This window comes from Gordonia jinhuaensis, assembly GCF_014639795.1.
GTDB lineage: Bacteria > Actinomycetota > Actinomycetes > Mycobacteriales > Mycobacteriaceae > Gordonia_B > Gordonia_B jinhuaensis.
This window is the reverse complement of the sequence record NZ_BMGC01000009.1, coordinates 77,769-97,139: the sequence shown is the minus strand read 5'-3', so window position 1 is coordinate 97,139 and position 19,371 is coordinate 77,769. Positions and strand designations below refer to the sequence as shown.

14 protein-coding genes are annotated in these 19,371 nt (G+C 66.8%); 4 read left to right on the top strand and 10 right to left on the bottom strand.

The genetic code is table 11. From position 1 onward, the window contains the following. Positions 1 to 2 precede the first annotated feature (2 nt). Positions 3 to 1,166 carry an ADP-forming succinate--CoA ligase subunit beta gene (gene sucC, locus IEW22_RS08615; RefSeq protein ID WP_188586204.1) on the bottom strand — a complete coding sequence of 388 codons (1,164 nt, stop codon included), beginning with the start codon at positions 1,164 to 1,166 and terminating at the stop codon, positions 3 to 5. Positions 1,167 to 1,510: 344 nt separating this feature from the next. Here sucC and IEW22_RS08610 point away from each other — a divergent pair, with 344 nt between their 5' ends. Continuing rightward, positions 1,511 to 2,758 carry a M23 family metallopeptidase gene (locus IEW22_RS08610; RefSeq protein WP_229742316.1) on the top strand — a complete coding sequence of 416 codons (1,248 nt, stop codon included), beginning with the start codon at positions 1,511 to 1,513 and terminating at the stop codon, positions 2,756 to 2,758. Positions 2,759 to 2,886: 128 nt separating this feature from the next. Here the strand turns inward: IEW22_RS08610 and IEW22_RS08605 are convergent, their stop codons facing one another. The 6 genes from IEW22_RS08605 to IEW22_RS08580 form a co-directional block, all read right to left on the bottom strand. Further along, a complete protein-coding gene (locus tag IEW22_RS08605) occupies positions 2,887 to 3,366 on the bottom strand; it encodes a hypothetical protein (RefSeq protein ID WP_188586203.1) in 480 nt (159 codons plus the stop codon). 156 nt (positions 3,367 to 3,522) lie between these two features. Then, entirely contained in the window at positions 3,523 to 4,869 is a 1,347-nt protein-coding gene (locus IEW22_RS08600) for a sensor histidine kinase (RefSeq protein ID WP_229742315.1), read from the bottom strand. Positions 4,870 to 4,874: 5 nt separating this feature from the next. Beyond that, positions 4,875 to 5,513 carry a response regulator gene (locus IEW22_RS08595; RefSeq protein ID WP_188586202.1) on the bottom strand — a complete coding sequence of 213 codons (639 nt, stop codon included), beginning with the start codon at positions 5,511 to 5,513 and terminating at the stop codon, positions 4,875 to 4,877. 24 nt (positions 5,514 to 5,537) lie between these two features. Further along, positions 5,538 to 6,779, bottom strand: coding sequence for a lipase family protein (locus tag IEW22_RS08590; RefSeq protein WP_188586201.1), 1,242 nt, complete (start codon positions 6,777 to 6,779; stop codon positions 5,538 to 5,540). Between the two features lie 58 nt (positions 6,780 to 6,837). Continuing rightward, the gene (locus tag IEW22_RS08585; protein WP_188586200.1) at positions 6,838 to 8,265 is read right to left on the bottom strand and encodes an MFS transporter; all 1,428 of its coding nucleotides are present in this window, start codon (positions 8,263 to 8,265) and stop codon (positions 6,838 to 6,840) included. 97 nt (positions 8,266 to 8,362) lie between these two features. Then, complete coding sequence (locus IEW22_RS08580; protein WP_188586199.1) at positions 8,363 to 11,167, bottom strand: helix-turn-helix transcriptional regulator; 2,805 nt, start codon at positions 11,165 to 11,167, stop codon at positions 8,363 to 8,365. Positions 11,168 to 11,338: 171 nt separating this feature from the next. Here IEW22_RS08580 and IEW22_RS08575 point away from each other — a divergent pair, with 171 nt between their 5' ends. After that, positions 11,339 to 11,806 (top strand): hypothetical protein, encoded by a 468-nt coding sequence (locus IEW22_RS08575; RefSeq protein WP_188586198.1) that lies wholly within the window; start codon positions 11,339 to 11,341, stop codon positions 11,804 to 11,806. A 109-nt stretch (positions 11,807 to 11,915) separates the two neighbouring features. Here IEW22_RS08575 and IEW22_RS08570 read toward each other — a convergent pair whose 3' ends face one another. The 3 genes from IEW22_RS08570 to IEW22_RS08560 all read right to left on the bottom strand — a co-directional run bounded on the left by IEW22_RS08570 (position 11,916) and on the right by IEW22_RS08560 (position 16,992). Continuing rightward, the gene (locus IEW22_RS08570; protein ID WP_188586197.1) at positions 11,916 to 12,224 is read right to left on the bottom strand and encodes a hypothetical protein; all 309 of its coding nucleotides are present in this window, start codon (positions 12,222 to 12,224) and stop codon (positions 11,916 to 11,918) included. A 206-nt stretch (positions 12,225 to 12,430) separates the two neighbouring features. Beyond that, a complete protein-coding gene (locus IEW22_RS08565) occupies positions 12,431 to 14,896 on the bottom strand; it encodes a UvrD-helicase domain-containing protein (protein ID WP_188586196.1) in 2,466 nt (821 codons plus the stop codon). A 107-nt stretch (positions 14,897 to 15,003) separates the two neighbouring features. Beyond that, positions 15,004 to 16,992, bottom strand: coding sequence for a hypothetical protein (locus IEW22_RS08560; protein WP_229742314.1), 1,989 nt, complete (start codon positions 16,990 to 16,992; stop codon positions 15,004 to 15,006). 151 nt (positions 16,993 to 17,143) lie between these two features. Here IEW22_RS08560 and IEW22_RS08555 point away from each other — a divergent pair, with 151 nt between their 5' ends. Together IEW22_RS08555 and pgi are read left to right on the top strand one after the other, a co-directional pair. Beyond that, a complete protein-coding gene (locus IEW22_RS08555; protein ID WP_229742313.1) occupies positions 17,144 to 17,470 on the top strand; it encodes a chorismate mutase in 327 nt (108 codons plus the stop codon). Between the two features lie 181 nt (positions 17,471 to 17,651). Continuing rightward, positions 17,652 to 19,358 carry a glucose-6-phosphate isomerase gene (gene pgi, locus IEW22_RS08550; protein ID WP_188586194.1) on the top strand — a complete coding sequence of 569 codons (1,707 nt, stop codon included), beginning with the start codon at positions 17,652 to 17,654 and terminating at the stop codon, positions 19,356 to 19,358. Positions 19,359 to 19,371 lie beyond the last annotated feature (13 nt).

Below are 19,371 nucleotides of genomic sequence, written 5' to 3'. Positions count from 1 at the left end.
CCTTACTTGCTCGCCAATTCGGCGGCCTTGTCGGCGCCGGAGTCCATGGTCTCGGCGAGCGTCACCAGCGGGTGGTTCGCATCGGCGAGGATCTTGCGACCTTCCTCGACCTTGTTGCCGTCGAGGCGCACGACCAGCGGCTTGTTGGCCTCGTCACCGAGCTTGTTCAGCGCACCGACGATGCCGTTGGCGACAGCGTCGCAGGCGGTGATGCCGCCGAAGACGTTGACGAACACGCTCTTGACCTGCTCGTCACCCAGGATGACGTCGAGCCCGGCGGCCATCACCTCGGCCGAGGCGCCGCCACCGATGTCGAGGAAGTTCGCCGGCTTGACGCCGTTGTGCTTCTCACCCGCGTAGGCGACCACGTCGAGGGTGCTCATGACCAGACCGGCACCGTTACCGATGATGCCCACCTCACCGTCGAGCTTGACGTAGTTGAGGTCGTTCTCCTTGGCCTTGAGCTCCAGCGGATCGGTGGCGTCCTTGTCCTGGAACTCGTCGTGGTCGGGGTGACGGAAGTCCGCGTTCTCGTCGAGCGTGACCTTGCCGTCGAGCGCGAGGATCTGGTCGTCGGGGGTGCGGACCAGCGGGTTGACCTCCACCAGGGTGGCGTCCTCGCCGACGAACACCTCCCACAGCTTCGCGATCGTCACGGCTGCGGCGTCGAGCACCTCGGCGGGCAGGTGACCCTGCTCGGCGATCGAGCGAGCCGTTGCCACATCGACACCCTTGACGGCGTCGACCGGGACCTTGGCCAGTCGCTCGGGCTTGGTCGCGGCGACCTCCTCGATCTCCATGCCGCCTTCCACCGAGCACATGGCCAGGTAGGTGCGGTTGGCGCGATCGAGCAGGAAGGAGATGTAGTACTCCTCCGCGATGTCACTGGCCTCGGCCACCAGCAACTTCTTGACGATGTGACCCTTGATGTCGAGTCCGAGAATGTTTTCCGCGTTCGACTGTGCGTCATCCGGGGTAGCCGCGTACTTCACACCGCCGGCCTTGCCGCGACCGCCGACCTTGACCTGGGCCTTGATCATCACCGGCTTGCCGATTTCCTCGGCGATAGCCCGTGCGCCCTCGGGGGTGTCGGTAACGCGTCCGGGAGTGGTGGGAACCCCGTGCTTGGCGAACAGTTCCTTCGCCTGGTATTCGAAGAGATCCATTCAGTTCACCGTTTCGTTGAGTTGTCCGCGTGTTGTGTGATTCGCGGACCACAACGAGACATTAGACCTCTCGATTTCGGGCCTGTCGGGACCGTGCCAAGCGTGTGTGCCACGTCACTGCCGACAACCGTACCCGTATGTGACGCGTGTCACATACGGGAATTTTGCCCGATAGCTGTTGCGACTCCCGCAATCATTTCGTTACCGTCAACGCGGCACCAGATCACGAGATGGTTACGACATCGTGAATCTGTAGTTCGCAGTTGACGAATCGGGCGTCAGACACATCTCTGACCACCCGGTTTCCACCACTGCAGAACACCTGCCGCCACGAGGTGAAGGGTTTGAGGATCTTGGTTGACCGGAGCGCGACGAGTCCCAATGGTGCGGGTCGAGACGACCGGCGTCAGCGTGCCGGTGATGCCTATCGCATGCGGCTGGACTCCGACGACCTCCTCACCCCCTCGTTTTCCGATCGCAGCGGATACCTCGACTCCGGCGACCCCCGCGGCGAGGACAACCGCCGACCCCAGTCGCGTCGCACCGCCGGTGTCGCCTACGCCGCGCATATGACCGAGAGTCGGGTGACCGGAGTCGCCTATCTCGATGACGAGATCCGCGATGGGGGAACCCTCGACGGGGAGATCGAGGAGTTCGAAGCCGACTGGTCGAGCCGCTGGTCGCCCACTGGCTGGGAAACCGCACCGGCGCGTCGTGAGTCGCCCTCGGAGATCACCCAGGACATCGTCGTCGCCGAGATCGAATTCGACGAACGGGTCCACGAGCACCCGTTCGAGGTCGGCGGTGCACGCGCAGACGACTACACCCCGCCGATCTCCTATGTCGCACCGGACACACGTCCCCGCAAGGGCAAGGGCCGCCACCGCCTGCAGGCTCCGCCGAGTTCGTTGCGTGGCGGACGCGCCGCACTGGTCGCCGTGGCCGCCGGTGCGGCCGTGGCAGCGGCGTCGGGTCAGATCACTCAGCAAGAGCAGAAGGTGACCACCGCGGCTCCGATCGACGGCACCAAACTGGTGGCCGCGACCGTCGACACCGGTGACTCCGATGTGGTCCGGACTCCCGTCCAAGCCGACATGCACGACTTCACCGACCAGCTCAAAGAGGGCTCCACGATCGCTGCGGCGAAGGCGGCGGCCGATGCGGCCTCGCGTCGCCCGTTCTTCGATTCCCCTATCCCGCTGGGCCAGTACGACTTCACCTCCTGCTACTGCGGCCGCTGGGGCACCTTCCACGCGGGCGTGGACTTCGCCGCCCCACTCGGGACGCCGATCCACGCGGCCACCGACGGTGTGATCATCGCGGCGGGCCCGGCGTCGGGCTTCGGCAACTGGATCCTGCTGCGTGCCCCCGACGGCACCGTCACCGTCTACGGACACATGTTCAGCTCAGGCGTCCTCGTCCACGCCGGGCAGCGCGTGGAGGCCGGCGACGTGATCGGTCTCGTGGGCAGCGACGGACAGTCGACCGGCCCGCACTGCCACTTCGAGGTGTGGAAGAACGGGATCACCAAGATCGACCCGACCCCGTGGCTCGCCGAACACGGTGTGCGCATGAGCAACTACACCGGCTGATCCTCGGCCGAACCGCTGCAGAGGCACCAGCTGCCACCGGCATCACTCTCATCGACACCGATGACAGGACGCCGATGGCAGTCGGGCTCGCCCGTCAAACGGGCAGCGGCTCACGGTGAGCTGATCGCTCACCACTGGTCGTAGCTGACGTTCACATTCGGGTACCAGCTGTCGATGTTGGCGTGGATCCAGTACCCACCCGATCCGTACCCGCTCATCCCGGTCATCGCCGTGTTCACATCACCGCGCACGTTCTCGAGCTCGTAGGTCGCGATCGGGCCGAAGGCGCCCACGTGGTAGTTGACGAAGTCGGTCATGTAGGGCGAGTTCGGTGCGACCGAGACCACGGTTTCCGAGGCACCGGGGGCCAGCACCTCCTGCGGGGCGTTCACCCACTGCTGTCCGCCGTTGGTTGCCCCGGCCAGCCACTCGTAGCGGTTGGTGTGGTTGGTGATCGTCATCGCGGTGGTCGGCTCACCCGGGTGGGTGACCGGAAGCGTGCCGGCGTTGGCCAGCCCGACACCGGCGACGGTCGCACCGGCTGCGACGGCGATGCCCACTGCTGCGGTAGCGGCACGGCGGGTGGTGAACTTGTTCGAGATCTTCATGGTGACTCCTTGTGCTCGCCGGGCGGGTGGATCGCCGCCGCGTCCGGGAATGTGTTTGACACCAATGACTTTGCCGTGTGAACAGGCCACCGGACATCGCCCTGATGGGTGAACGTACGGATGACCGAGGGGTCCACCGATCGGTGGATGCTCACGTCAGTTCGACGACGACGAGTCGATGACGACCGGAAGTTGTGCGATGGCCACGGTCCCCCGCACCGGCCGTGCGGCATCGCCCTGACCCGTCGACCGCGGCCCGCCACGTCGGGGCTCGACGGACAACGTGCCACCCGACGCTTCGATACGCACACGCCGTGAGGCCAGACCGATGTGCCCTTCGGCCAGACTCCTGGCCATCTGCTGGGTGTCGACACCCACGCCGTCATCGACGACGACGAGCCGGGCGGTGCCCCCGCCCTGTTCTCCCCCGCCCTGTTCTCCCCCGCCCTCTTCTTCCCCGTCATACTCGATCGTCATCTCGACATGCTGTGCCGCAGCGTGTTTCACCACGTTGGTGAGGAGTTCACGGGCGGTCGCAAACAGCAACGCGTCGACGTCTGTACGCAGATTCGGCGGCCACCCGGCGGTGTCGAGCGAGATCGTCAGCCCGGGTCGGGTCGACTGCGCACGCACCAACTCGGCGAGCGCCGTTGGCAATCCCGCCTGCTCGAGGATCGCCGGATGCAAGACCGTCAGAGTCGACCGGAGCAGCGCAGAGGACTCCCGCAGCGCCTCGGCGACCCGGTCGAGTTGGGCGCCCTCGCCGTCATGACGGAACTGCTCGAGCTCCTGTCGCGCGGCGAGCACGTACTGCAGCGCACCGTCATGGAGGGTCTCGGCGAGCTCGCGTCGCTCTCGGTCCTCGATCTCCCTGGTCTCGTCGAGGAGTCGTGAACGTTGCGCGGCAAGCGATCCGATGGTCTCCACCCGTGATCGCTGGACCGACGAGAGCAGCACCGCACCCAGGCCCAGTGCAGCGATGACGAAGGTGTGCAGTACCACCGACGACCACGGTTCACCGTTGGCCGATCGAGCCGCCCACGCCGCGAGGAAGAAGACGATGACCGTCGGCACCACGATCGCGACGCACACCGACGGCCGCAACTGCGTGGCGGCGATCATCGGGATGATGGCGAATCCGACGATGAGCACATCCGAGGTCCAGCTCGTCTGATCAGACCGACTGGCCACCAACGCAACCGCCGTCAGGGTGGCGAGGTCGATGAACAGCACCAGCCACACGAACCGCACCGCGGTGATCCCTCCGCGCGGCGCAACGACAGCCAGCGCGACACACCACACGAGGTAGCAGATCGCGATTGTCCATGTGAGGACCAGATGGTGCGCCGGCGGGTCGAGAGCGACCACCGCCACCACGAACACCGCGAGCAACAGTCGCAGGATCGCCTGGATGCGGATCCCACGCAACGCATGATCGAGCAGGATCCGGTAGATGGTCTGTTCGTCGGCGAGCTCACGCAGGCCGAGTCGGGGCGTGGCCATGACGATCAGTCGATCAGCCCGCGCCGCATACCTTCGGCGACGGCGGCCGCCCGATCGGATACACCGAGCTTCTCGTAGAGCCGCTGCGTGTGCGTCTTCACCGTCGACGCCCCGATGTACAGTTCGGCCGCCACCTGGGGGATGGACAGCCCTCGTGCGAATGCGTTGAGCACTTGACTCTCTCGTTCGCTGAGGACCGGCGTATCCGATCCGGTGTGTGCCCGGATCTGCGCGGCGACGCCGCCGGCGAGTTCGGGCGGGATCACCGTCTCACCACGTGCCACGGCCATGACCGCGCGCACGATCTCATCGCGATCCGATTCCTTCGACAGATATCCCGAGGCACCCGACTGCAGTGCCTCGAACACGATCGGTGCGTCGGTGATCGCCGACAACAACAGCACTTTGGTGCCCAGACCGTCACGGCTGACCGAGTGCGCGACGTCGACTCCGCTCATCCCCGGCATCTGGTAATCCACCACGGCGACATCGGGCGAGTTCTCGCGGATCGTCTCCACACCGGAACGGCCATCGGAGGCCTCCCCGACCACCGACACCCGTCCGGTCGCCGCCAGCCCCCGCGACAGACCGTCGCGGAAGAAGGGATGGTCGTCGATGACCACCACGGTCACCAGTTTGTTCATCGGCACCCCTTCTCGTCCCGATCGTCAGCCGGCCGGTACCGGGATCGGTCCCAGATCGGTTGTGGTCCCAGCGGCCTGGCAGTCCACCCGCGTAGGCCGCCCGGCGAACCTGTCCGCCAGGAACCGCGAGGCGTCGGTCTCGAACACCGGATAGGCAGTGCCGTGACTGAGTCCCGCGTAGCGAATGTAGTCGACCCGGACCCCTCGCGAGCAGTACTCGGCCGCGAGTGAACGCACATCGGCGGTGATCATCACGCCATCACCCGTCTGGTCCGACTGTCCGATGCCCAGCAGCATCGGAACACGCGGCGTTCCGGCCGCTCCCATGATGTTGTCGTTCAGCGCCGCGGCCACCGACGGCACATCTTTGAGTGACTGGAAGGGCGCGCGCACCATCTCGGCGTCGGTGAGCCCCGGGAACTGACCGAGAAAGTCTGCAATACAACGAGTCTGGATCTCGGAGGTGGTCTGCATGCCGCGAGCCGACAGGAAATCGTTCACCGGGAGGTGGTAGGCGCGCTCATAGCCGACGACGATGGCCGGTATCGCCGACGACCAGTCCTGGGTCCCACTCACATAGGTCAGATTGTGAGCGAGCTCGACCGGGAGCCCGCCGGCCGCGGCACCGACGAGGTGCAATTCGGGCGCATACGTAGACGCGAGTTCAGCGGCGTACTGGGTGGGCACCGAACCGCCCGAATAACCGACCAAACCGACCGACGTGGACGACGAGACGCGAAGGACCGACTCTGCGGCCCGGATTCCGTCGAGTGCTGCGTACCCGGACTGTCTGCCGACCGTCCACGCCAGGTCGGGTCCCTCGTAGTCCGATGTCACCACCGTGTGCCCGGCTGCCAGATACGACCCGATGCTCAGCTCTTCTGCGGTGGTGAGAGGTGAAACGCCGTTGCCGCGCAGCGTGTACGACGGATCGCATACGCCACCGAGTCCGTCGTAGGCGATCTGATAGCTGACGATGTCACGCACCGGAGCGCTGTCGGACGGCCGGAGGATGGTGGTGACGGTCGCGGTCGGCGAGCCGTGCTGATCGGTCGTCCGGTAGAGCGCCTGGGTCGCACGAACCGGTGTCGGCACACCGGCGAACGCGATGGTCACCGTCCGCGTGCGCAGCACGGTGCCCGGGCGCGTACTGCCGAAACCGGCGGGCGGCGTGTAGAACGGATCAGCCGACGGTGCCGATCGGCCGAGCGTGCCGGGGTGTGCGCCGAGGACGGCTGCGCATCGGCCACAGATGGCGTCACGCACGCGAGGATGGCCACCATCATCGCGACCAGCGCACCACGTCGGACGGATCGTCGGGACCTCACAGTGACTGACATCGAACTCCTTGGATCGGTGAATGCTGTTGACTACCGCACCGCGGCAGCCCGACCGCCGCGATCACGGCGGCAAGGACCATCACCCCGGCGGTGAGAGCGAAACCCACTGCGGTCGCGGCGCCGCCGTGTGCGGTGCCGACGACGGCGGCGAACACGCCGAGACCCAGAACGCCGCCGAGTTGGCGACATGTGGTCATCACACCGGATGCCTGACCGCTGCGGTCATCGGGGACGGTGGCGATCGTCGCCGCATTGAGCGGACTCAGGATCGCGCCCATCCCGGTTCCCGCGCAGACCATCCCGATGCTCACGACGACCAAGGACGCGGCCGCGAATCCGGCGGCGGCCACGCACAGTCCCACCGCGAGGATGACGCTGCCGCCGACCACCACACGCCGTAACCCGAACCGCTCGTAGCGAGCGCCGATCAGCTTGGTGGCGACCAGCAGCGGGATCACCAGCGGCAACAGGCTCAGACCCGCGGCGGCTGGTCGAAGATGCAGCGAATTCTGCAGTGCGACTGCGCCATACACCGATGCCACGGTCATAGCGAAGCCCAGCGCAGCCAGCACGATGGTGTTGGTGGCGAACGTCATCCGGCGAAACAGACCGATGTCGAGGATCGGTTCACTCGTACGGCGCGCGAGCACGACGAAGGCGGCAAGGGCAATCGATCCCGCACACACGGTTGCTGCGAACGCCGTTGACTGCCAACCCCAGTCGGGCAGTTCGATGAGTGCGGTCGCCAGCATCCCCAGGCCGGCCGACAGCAACACCATGCCGCGCACGTCCCAGGTCTGTACCGGTGTGCGCAGATTCCGCGGTGCGGCGAGGTGGATCAGGTACATGCCCGCCAGACCGACCGGCACGTTGACGAGAAACCCCCACCGCCAACCGATGAATTGTGCACACAGACCTCCCACGGCTGGTCCCACGAGTGCGAAGCCCTGGCCGACACCGGTGTAGACGGCCATCGCGCCGGCTCGACGCGCCTTCGCGATGCCACTCGTCAGCAGGCTGAGCGTCGCGGGCATCAACAGCGCGCCCGAGATGCCCGCCACCGCGCGCGCCGCGATCACGATCTCGACGTCCGGTGCCAGAGCGACCGCCGCCGACGCCGCGATGAACCCGGCCATCCCGACCCGAAAGACCCGCACCGCTCCCCACGCGTCGGCGAGCCCGCCGCCGAACGGGAGAAAGACCGCGAGGGTGAGCAGATAGACCGAGACAACCCACGACGACTCGGTCGCCGACATGTGCATGTCGCGCTCGATGCTCGGCAGCATCACTCCGACGATGCTCGAGTCGAGAACCAGCAGCACCATCGTGGAGGTGAGTGCGGTGAGAAGCAGTCGCTCGCCAGTCCCGTCGCCCGACATCGAATGCGTGTCGGTGGGCCGTGGCGCGAACATCGTGATCTCCGTGGGTCGATGGTGGCGGCGACCATCTCACCGTCCGTGCACCACGCTAGGGAGATCGCGAGATCAACACATCAGCCATCTCGCCGATTCATCGGTCGACGTGGTGTCCCCCGATCGGGGTAGCCCACCGGTCCGGCGAACTGGCGGCCACCTCCACGCGCGATCGCAGACCGGTCTTGGCGAGTATGTGCGAGACGTGCGTCTGCACCGTGCGCGGCGAGATGTACATTCGCGCGCCGATCTCCCGATTGGTCATACCCTCCCGGACGAGCATCGCCACACGTAGTTCCGTTGCGGTGAGACGGTCGCCACGACCGTCGCGAGCGCGGCGCACGTCGCGGGGGCCGCGACGCAGTCCAAGGGTGCGCAGACGTGCCGACAGGCGGTCGATGTCGACACGCGCACCGTTGACCGCGTAGATCGCCATAGCCCCGTCGGCTGCCGACAGCGCGCTGTCCCGATCTCCGGATGTCGCTGCCACACAAGCCAATTCTTCCAGTGCCTGCGCCTGCTGCCATCGGAATCCGGCGGACTCGAACAGTCCTGCAGCTTCGGCGAGCGCCGTCGGATCGGCGCACAGCAGTCCTCGCGCATGGGCAGCCGTGGCACACAATCGAACGGTCGGCTCGGCCACGCTGTCCGCAGACGCTGCGGCGTCCATCCCGGCGGCGACATCGGCACCGATCTGTTCGGCGAGACGGCGGTCGCCCACCTGCAGTGCGACCCGCATCAACTCCGTTGCGTGGTCGAACAAACCGAGTCCCGGCGACAACCGCGACGCCGACCACAACGATCGCGTCAGGCTCAGCGCCTCGTCGGTGGCGCCTTCTGCGGTCAGGAGCGCGACCTCGGCCACCCCCGGCACATCGCGGGCGAGATGCAGCGGCAGTCTGCGGTGCCGGAAGGCATCGAGCGTTGCCCGCGCCGAAACGGTGTCACCCCGATGTGCAGCGATATAGGCCCGGTATCCCACCGCGGCGGAGATCCAGCCGCTACCGACGTCATCGGCCAGCTCGATCGCGGTGTCGCTCTCGGCAACGGCATCGTCCCACGTCGCCTCGACCACGGCGATCACCGCCGACATCATCCCGATGTAGGGATCGGCCCAGCGCCGGTCGTCGCAATTGTGTTGCCGGATCTGCGTCACCAGCCGCCGCGCGGCCCGCGGTCCGTCACGCTGCAGCGTCGCCAGCGCACACGTGACGCTTCCGGCCCAGGTGAGATCGGTGACGTCCGGCGCCGCCGTCGGCGAGAGTTCCCGCATTCCGGCCGTGGGAGCCCCGGCTGCCACCAGCCGCGTCGCGACCAGTACGCGACACATCTGGATAACGCTCGTCCAGCCGGCCGTGGCGGCGGTCGCCGCGATGTGCGCCAGTTCGGTGGTCGAGGGGAACTGCCCCGACAGCAACGTCAATCGCAGTCGGGCGAGAGTGAGCCGCTCATCGACGTCACCGGGGAGATCGAGGTCGGCCAGCCGTTCGATCAGCGCGGCAGCCGCATGGGTCTGGGCACGGTTGATCAGCTGGTCCACCAGTACCAGTTGCAGCTCCGCGGCCACCGACCACTCGGTGACGGTGCGCATCCGGTCACAGATCAGCTCCTCGGCGGCCGGCGCGCGTCCGGAGCCCACAAGACGGTGCACGCGTCGCAGCAGATCGTCACTCTTCCCGTCCGGATCGACGCCCGCACCGGGATAGTCGACATCTGCATCAGCGGACCCGGCCGGCAACGCCGCGCCGACGTAGTGCTCGGTGTCGGCCGCCGCAGCGCGCAGATGCCGGATGACTGCGGCGTCCATGTCGGCGCTGCGACCCCGCAGCAGATGATGTGCCACGTCCACGGATGCGAGTCCGCGCCGGGCAGCCACATGCGCAACACGCTGGTGGGCCATCCGACGTGAGTCGGGATCGATTGCGTCATAGACGATCTCGCGGTACACCTCGAGGGCGAAGTCCAACCGCCCGCCACGCATGTGACGGACGAACCCGGATGCGAGGACGCTGTCGAGCGCCGCGTCCAGATCCACCTCGTCGGTGAACAGGATCTCCGACAGCACACCGATCTCCACGCTCGTTGCGCACACCGCGAGCGCCGCGAGGACGGCCCGGCCCAAACCGTCGAAGTCCTCGAAGTGAACGCGCACCACACGGTCGAGCTCGTCGGTGCGCTGCAGACCTCCGTTCGCGAGATCGACGGTGCCCGCCGGACCGTCGGCGAGCTGGCCAGTCTCGTCGAGGCAGCGGAGAATGTCGATGATGAAGCCGGGATTTCCGGTGCCATCGCACAGCGCGGTGGCCAATCCCGGTCCGGGGAGACGCCCGGTGTGTTCGACGACCACCTGACGCGCCGCCGGCCCGTCCATCGCCGGCAGGTGCCTCACGCGGTCGACCTGATCGACGATCGGGGCCGGAGTCCGCAGATACCCGGCGATCGTGCCGCTGACCACCACGAGCAGGGGCAGCGCACGCGCCATCCGAATGAGTCGTTGCACCACGCGCAGACTCGCCCCGTCGGCGTGGTGCGCATCGTCGATCCACACCGCGACCGATCTCACCGAAGCGAACCCGGCGATGCTGTCGAGGAGCACTTCGGCGGGATGCGCACCGGCGGGGATCTCGCCGGCGAGTTCGGCGATGACCCCGAATGCGCGGTCGCCGCGGCCGTCATCGCCGCTCGCGCGCAGTACGACGACGTCATCCCCACTCGAGGCCTCGAGCTGGTCGAGAATCGAGCCGATCACATGCGTCTTGCCGATTCCCGGCGGTCCACCGACATACAGACTGCCTCCGCGACGCTCGCCGTCGACGAGGCCGCCTATCAGTTCGCGCCGCAACAGGCCCTCGACCTCGGCGCGCGAGGCCACGATGTCCTGGCCGTCGTACGCCGCCTCCACCCGCGCGAGCATAGTCGTTTTTTCGCGTTTTTCCCCCGATCGGGGGACCCCGCAGTCATCCACACGATCCGCCGGACAGCGGAATCCGCGCGGGGCGTCTCACCGGCAGAGTTCTGGGTGTCACCAACAAGCTCCGACCTCGGGCCGGACGAACTCACAGGGAGCACTGCCATGAACGTCACCTCGAAGATCACCCGCAAGCGCGCAGTCGCCGGTGTCGCCGGCCTGGCGGTGGCCGCCGGCCTCGCCGCGACCGGAGCCGGAATGGCCAACGCCGGCACTCTGCCGGTCACCCATCCCGGTGAACCGACCACCGCGATGACCATCACCAATCACAGCAACCACTACGAGTTTCTGACCGGCGCCACCCCGGGAGCCGGACACTGGGTCGACGCACCGCAACAGGTCCTAGCACCGGGCGCCTCGGAGACCGTGGTGGCCGTTGCACCGAATGCACCGGCGATGACCACCTTCGTCAACTACCGGGTCGGCCTGACGGGACCCGTTGCCACCTACGAGTTGGAGAACATGGCGGGCAACGTCAACTACGCGATGTCGGGTGTGGGCGATCACTACTTCATCGACGCCAACATCAGCAGCGGATTCCCCAACGTCAACGCCACCTACAACCTGTCCTGAGCCCACTCATCGCGAATCGGCCCGCCCCGTCTGTACGGGGCGGGCCGAATGCGATCACGCGATCAGGCAATCAGGCGACATCTCCGCGCAGTGCCCGTCGCTCACCACATCACGGGATGATGTTGTGCGGAACGAAATTTCCCACATCGACCGGCGGCAGAGCGCGTACCGCCGCCATGATCACGTCGCACACCGGGCCGGTGGGCACTCCGGTCTGGCACACATAGTTGTTGAGCTTGTCCCAGCTCTCGCAATGACCGACAAAGCAGTAGGTGAGCCCGTCGGCAGTGCGGCTCCACGGCGGGGTGGGCGGCTTGGGCACGTTGACGTGATCGGCAGAGGCAATCGGCGCCGTGGACAGCAATGCGATCGCCACTCCCCCGAGGACGATCGATATCCGTCGCGTAGGTTTCACCATCTGAATGCTCCTGATCATGCGGGCCGCCCGCACGCGCGAGCGGCCGGTTGTCCGACCCGATCCACATCGTGGAGCATTGAATCCGTCCGAACATCCGCCACATCGCTGATCTTGCGGCCCGCGGTGAGCCCGGACACGGATCTCGGGGAGATGGTCAGCGGACGATCCACACCCGCACTCGCAGACCAGTGGGTTGGCGTGCGACCTCAGAGCTTCTCGACCGGGAGCCCTCCGAGGGTCATCAACGTGACCCGACCGGCCGAGCCGAAGTCGAAACTCACCCGCTCGGTGGGACCGGCACCCTCCTTGCCCACGACCTTGCCCATCCCGTACTTGGGATGAGTGACCAGATCGCCCACAGCGAGCTCGACGTGCTTGTTGCGCCCGCGCGTGGGATCCGCGGAGTAATTCGACCGCCCCGGCCCGGGACCCGAACCCGACTTCTCCCGACCCTCGCGACCGAAGATCCCCCGACTGCCGCCGGAATGACCGCGCTGCGGCTCGGTGCGCCGCCAGTCGATCAGATGCTGCGGGATCTCTTGCAGGAACCGCGATTCGGGGTTCGCCACCGGCTGCCCCCAGGCCGAGCGAACCATCGACCGAGTGAGATAGAGACGTTTGCGGGCGCGGGTGATGCCGACGTAGGCGAGCCGCCGCTCCTCACTGAGTTCGGCCGGGTCCCCGAGTGCACGCATATGCGGGAACTGACCGTCTTCCCAGCCCGTCACGAACACCACCGGGAACTCCAGGCCCTTGGCCGTGTGCAGCGTCATGAGGGTCACCAGCCCCTCGGAATCGTCGGGCACCTGATCGGCATCGGCGACCAGTGAGACGCGTTCGAGGAATGCCGCCAACGAGCCGGGCTCCGGTTCGCCGTCGTCGGGATCGGGTCGCTCGTCCTCGGGGATCGCAGCCGCGTCGGCACTGAATTCCCTTGCCACCGAGATCAATTCGTTCAGGTTGTCCAGGCGGGTGCCGTCCTGCGGGTCGTTGGACCCCTCGAGTTCATCGCGGTAGCCGGACCGTTCGACGATCGCCTCGACGAGATCGCCGAGATCGGCCGACTCGACGCCGGCATCCACGGTCGCGACATCGGTGGCGTCGTCGGCTGCGGCACCGAAGGTTTCGACGAAGTCGCTGCGCAGTCCCTCGATCATCGTCACGAATGCCGAGATCTGTTTCACCGCACGGGTGTTGAGCAGCGCCACCTTGCCCTCTGCGCCGTCACGTAACGCCTGGTAGAAGCTGACGCCGGCATTCTCGGCGTGTACCGCGACACACGCCTCGGCGCGATCACCGATACCGCGGCGCGGGGTGTTGAGGATGCGGCGCAGACTCACCGAATCGTCGGGGTTGGCCACCACGCGCAGGTAGGCGACAATGTCGCGCACCTCTTTGCGTTCGTAGAACCGCACACCGCCGACCACCCGGTAGGGCACCCCGAGCCGGATGAACATCTCCTCGATGGCACGCGAACCGTTGTTGGTCCGGTAGAACACCGCCACATCGGAATAGGTGAACTCGCCTGTGTCGGTGAGGGAATCGATCTCACCACCGATGAAGGAGGCCTCGTCGTGTTCGTTGTCGGCGACATAGCCGACGATCAGCTCGCCGTCGCCGGCATCGGTCCACAGCCGCTTGTCGCGGCGACCGGAGTTGCGGGCGATGACGGCGTTGGCCGCCGACAGGATGGTCTGGGTGGACCGGTAGTTCTGTTCGAGGAGAATGGTCTCGGCGTCGGGGAAATCACGCTCGAATTCCTCGATGTTGCGGATGGTGGCGCCACGGAAGGCGTAGATCGACTGGTCGGCGTCACCGACCACACACAGCTCCGACGGGGACACCGACCCGGCGTCGGCATCGGTGCCCACCAGCTCGCGCACCAGCACGTACTGGGCGTGGTTGGTGTCCTGGTACTCGTCGACGAGCACGTGGCGGAAGCGACGACGGTAATACTCGGCGACCTGCGGATGCGACTGCAACAGCGCGACCGTCTCGCCGATCAGATCGTCGAAGTCGAAGGCGTTGGCCGCCCTGAGTCGCTGCTGGTACTGAGCATAGATACGCGCGAGGGTGATCTGCATCTGGTCTGCGCCCTCGGCGTCGGCCGTCGCCTGCTCGGGGGTGATGAGTTCGTTCTTGAGGTTGGACACCTCCACCGCCACACCGCGCGCACTGAACTTCTTGGGGTCGAGTTCGAGATCGCGCACGATCATCGACAGCAGCCGCCGCGAATCGTCGGAATCGTAGATCGAGAAGTTGGAGTTGCGATTGCCCAGCAACCCCGACTGGGCACGCAGGATCCGCACGCAGGTGGAGTGGAAGGTCGAGACCCACATCCGCGTGGCAGCCGGCCCGACCAGTGCAGACACCCGCTCGCGCATCTCGGCCGCGGCCTTGTTGGTGAACGTGATCGCCAGGATCTCCCCCGGTGCCACGCCGCGCTCGGCGAGCAGGAACGCGATCCGCCTGGTGAGCACGCTCGTCTTGCCCGAACCGGCGCCCGCCACGATCAGCAGCGGCGATCCGGAATGCAGTACGGCGGCGCGCTGCGGCGGGTTGAGCCCGTCGAGCAGTGCGGCACCGCGCGGCGACAGCGTGGCGGTGCCGAGTTCTTCGGGTCCGAGATTGCCGCGTGCGAGTCCGGGCAGGGCGGGATTGGGGGTCTTCATCGCCGACCAACGTTACCCGCGCGTACCGACAGATCTCGCCAGGAGGCGTGGTCCGGCCGCACCCCGGACTGGCGGGCCCGGGCAGTGAGGTCCGTGCAGCAGCGGGATCAGTGCAGCAGCGAGGCCATCACGACCTCGCCTACCCGTCCGGAGCCGATGTGCAGCGACAGCCCCGGGGTCAGCGGTCGCAGCCGAATCGACCCTCCGGCCCCGGTGGCCTGCACCCACACCGGATGCAGACCGGCTCGCACCGGCACCACCACCGGGTCGGAGTCGCCGATACGCACCTCGACCCGTCCGTCGGCGGTGGCGCAATACGGGATCTGCGCCGTCCAGGTCCAGCGGGCCAGCGGACCGTCGAGTGCGATCGTCGATGGACCGGTGACCTCGGGGCGGTCGCAGCGCCCACGCCCCTGGCTGAAGGACCGCGCGGGTGTGATGGCCCCGGGGACCATCCGCCCGCTCGGGTCGAGTACCTGCAGACGGTCGGCGTGATCGGTGATGACCGGACGATCCCTCACCAGGCCGAACACATGCGAGATCTGGTTGTCGGGGTAGGCGATCGGCAACAGCACCTCCAGCGGGAGGGGCTGGTCGAACATCGGCACCGAGGCGTTCTCGGCGAGCGAGGTGCGTGCCTGCGACAGATAGGCGCCGGTGGGGTTGTCATGCCAGGCCCGGGTGAACCCCACGGTGCCGACCACGGACGAGGCCACCAGCACGAGTGCAGCCACACCCGCACCCACGCGTGCGGCAGGCGAGGACAGGATCGCACCGACGTCAGTGCGCCGCCCGGCTCCGCGGACCTCACCCACCGAAGCGGTGGCCACACGGGCATTGGCGGTGGGCACCGGGGCATTCCCTGCCTGACCCGTTCGCGGCGGGGATATCAGGATCAGCACCAGCGCCGCGGCCGCGACCACCGCGACGTCGGGCAGATACCGCAATGTCTGGGCGAGTTCGAGTGCGGTGTCGGGTCCGCTGCGATTCCACAGCGGCGGCACCTGGGAACACACGAAGTAGACCAGCGTCACCACGAGCACCGCCGCACCGCCGCGTCTACTCAGCGCGTAGACGCCGATCACGAGCAGGACGAGCACCCCGAGCACGATCATCGCCGTCGGTGCGAATCCCATCGGCGGGCTCGGGTTCCACCGATCCCAGCGCCAGGGTCCCCCGACCATCGCCGGAGCCACCGCATGGGTGATCGTGCGCCACAGCAGCAGCACCGTCTGACGAGGCGAATGGTCGGCACCGGGATGCCAGCCCGCCGACGAGCCGGCGGCCACCAGGTAGATCACGCCCCACACCACCGCGGCGGCCACCAGCGCGAACCACAGTCGCATCGACCGTCGCACCGCGGCCCGCCGGTCGGGGGTTGCCAGCACCGCGAACGCGATGGCGGCCGGCACGATCAGCATCGACTTCTCGAAGAATGCGCAGGCCACCAGCAGGATCGCCACGCTGCGGACGATCATCCACGGGGTGGCGGTTCGTCGTCCGCGCGCCACCAGCACCGCATCGGCGATGATCCAGGCCAGGCCGGCCTGCATCGGCAGACTGTTGATCCCGGCCGCCCACCAGGCGAATGCGGGCACCGTCATCGGCGTGAACAGAAAGAACAGCCACGCGGCCAGCACCGCCGGGCAGACCCGACCCGCGATCACCACCAGCATCCGCGCCACCGCCACGGCGGCGACCAGTTGCCCGATCAGCAGGCTCGTCGCGGCGAGTGGCCAGCTCAGCGGGGCCAGTTGGGTGCACACACCGGCCACGAGGAAGGCCGCGGGCATGAAGTGCCCGTCGTGGTCATGTCCGAGATACGACCACGACCAGAGCGAATGCGTGGAGGCGCGCCCCACCAGCACCAGATCATCCCAGTAGAAGTTGCCCCGGGTGAGAAGCCAGATCCGCAGGGCCAGGTGGACCACCAGCGCCACCGCGCCGACAATCAGCAGCGGACGCGCCCACCGATCCGACGACCACCACGTACTCGCGCCACCTGCTAGACCCTCGCGACTCGCACGTCGCCCGGATGTGACGACAGAAGACGACGAGTCGTGTACGGGCCTGCGCTCCCGCGAAACCGCACGCATGCCCTGTTCTTACCAGCCGTGGGTCAACACCCCGCACGTCACACGCCTGGGCACACGGATCGACCCGTGTGCTTCCCGGACGCGGCGCCCACGCGTGTCCATCACGCACCGAGTGCGATCAGGGACGTCGGTGCGTGGCAAAATCACCTCGGTGAGCACCTCCGATGATCGCCCTGGCGCCGGATCGCCGTTCGAACCGCATGCCTATGGTCTCGACGTCGATGTGGACGCACTTCCCGACGACATCGAGGTACTACGACGGGAGATCGACCGTATGGACGCGCTGATCCTCGCCGCCATCAAACAGCGCAGTGCGGTGTCGAAGAAGATCGGTCGTACCCGGATGGCCTCCGGTGGCCCACGTCTGGTGCACAGCCGAGAGGTCAAGGTGCTCGAGCGTTTCTCCGACCTCGGCCAGGAGGGTCACACCCTGGCGATGCTGCTGCTGCGCCTGGGGCGCGGCCCGCTCGGGCGCTGAGTCACCGAGCGGACATCTGCCGCGACCCGGCTCGAAGACGACAAGTCGGCCGACTGTGATAAGTCCGGCGCCAGCGAAGATCCCGTGCTGAGCGACTGTTCCTCGGGCTAGGCTCGTGAGGAGCGGGGCGGCCTCGTCACGGCCGTCCACTGATGCGACGACGAGAGGTCGGAGATCGACGATGGCAGACGGAAATCGCGACAAGAATCAGGAATTCGACATCACCGCCACCGCGCAATGGCAGGCACTCGCCGAACATCAGCCCGAGGTGGCAGCACTTCATCTGCGAGATGTGTTCGCAGAGGACCCGAATCGTGGCGACGAACTGACCGTCGATGTCGGAGATCTGCACATCGATTACTCCAAACAGCGCGTCCTTCGCGAAACGCTCACCAAACTCGTTGATCTCGCTCGTGCGGCCGACGTCGAGGGCAAACGCGACGCAATGTTCGCCGGCGAGCACATCAACAACACCGAGGATCGCGCCGTGCTGCACACCGCACTGCGCCTGCCCGCCGACGCCACACTGTCGGTCGACGGTCAGGATGTGGTCGGCGACGTCCACGAAGTCCTCGACAGGATGGGGGCTTTCACCGACGCGCTGCGCAGTGGCGAGTGGAAGGGCTACACCGGCAAACCCATCGAGACGGTCATCAACATCGGCATCGGCGGCTCCGACCTCGGCCCGGCGATGGTCTATCAGGCGCTGCGCCACTACGTCACCGGCTCAATCCACTGCCGTTTCGTCTCCAACGTCGACCCGGCCGATCTCGTGGCCACACTCGACGGCCTCGATCCGGAGACCACACTGTTCATCGTCGCGTCGAAGACCTTCACCACACTCGAGACCATCACCAACGCCTCGGCCGCCCGTCAGTGGCTGGTGAAGGCACTCGGAAGCGATGATGCGGTCTCCAAACATTTTGTGGCAGTGAGCACCAACGCCGAGAAGGTGTCGGAGTTCGGCATCGACACCGCCAACATGTTCGAGTTCTGGGACTGGGTGGGCGGACGCTACTCGGTGGATTCAGCGATCGGCCTGTCGGTGATGGCCGCCATCGGCAAGGAAGCTTTCGGCGAGTTCCTCGCCGGTTTCCACATCGTCGACGACCACTTCCGCACTGCACCGCTCGAGGCCAACGCGCCGGTCCTGCTCGGGCTCATCGGCCTGTGGTACGACAACTTCTGGAATGTCGCCTCCCGGGTGGTACTCCCCTATTCCAATGACATGAGCCGCTTCTCGGCCTATCTCCAGCAGCTGACGATGGAGTCCAACGGCAAGAGCGTGACCAAGTCCGGCGATCACGTGACCGCCGACACCGGCGAGGTGTTCTGGGGTGAGCCGGGGACCAACGGCCAGCACGCCTTCTACCAGCTGCTGCATCAGGGCACCCGCATGATCCCCTCGGATTTCATCGGATTTGCCACTGCGACAGACGATCTACCCGTGCTGTCGGCATCCGACGATCCGCTCACGGCGCAGAGCGACGGGTCGATGCACGATCTACTGATGAGCAACTACTTCGCGCAGACGAAGGTGCTGGCGTTCGGCAAGACCGCCGAGGAGGTCGCTGCCGAGGGAGTCGAAGAACGACTGGTGCCCCATCAGGTGATGCCGGGCAACCGGCCGTCGACCTCCATCATGTCTCACGAGCTCACCCCGTCGGTGGTCGGCCAGCTGATCGCGCTCTACGAACACCAGGTGTTCGTCGCGGGTGCGATCTGGGGTATCAACTCCTTCGACCAGTGGGGTGTGCAGCTCGGCAAGAGTCAGGCCAAGGAACTGCTCTCGGTCATCACTTCTGCGGATTCCCCTGCCGCACAGAGCGACTCGTCCACCGATGCGCTGGTGCGCTGGTACCGCAAGCAGCGGGGCCGCACTCCGTGATCCTCGACGACGG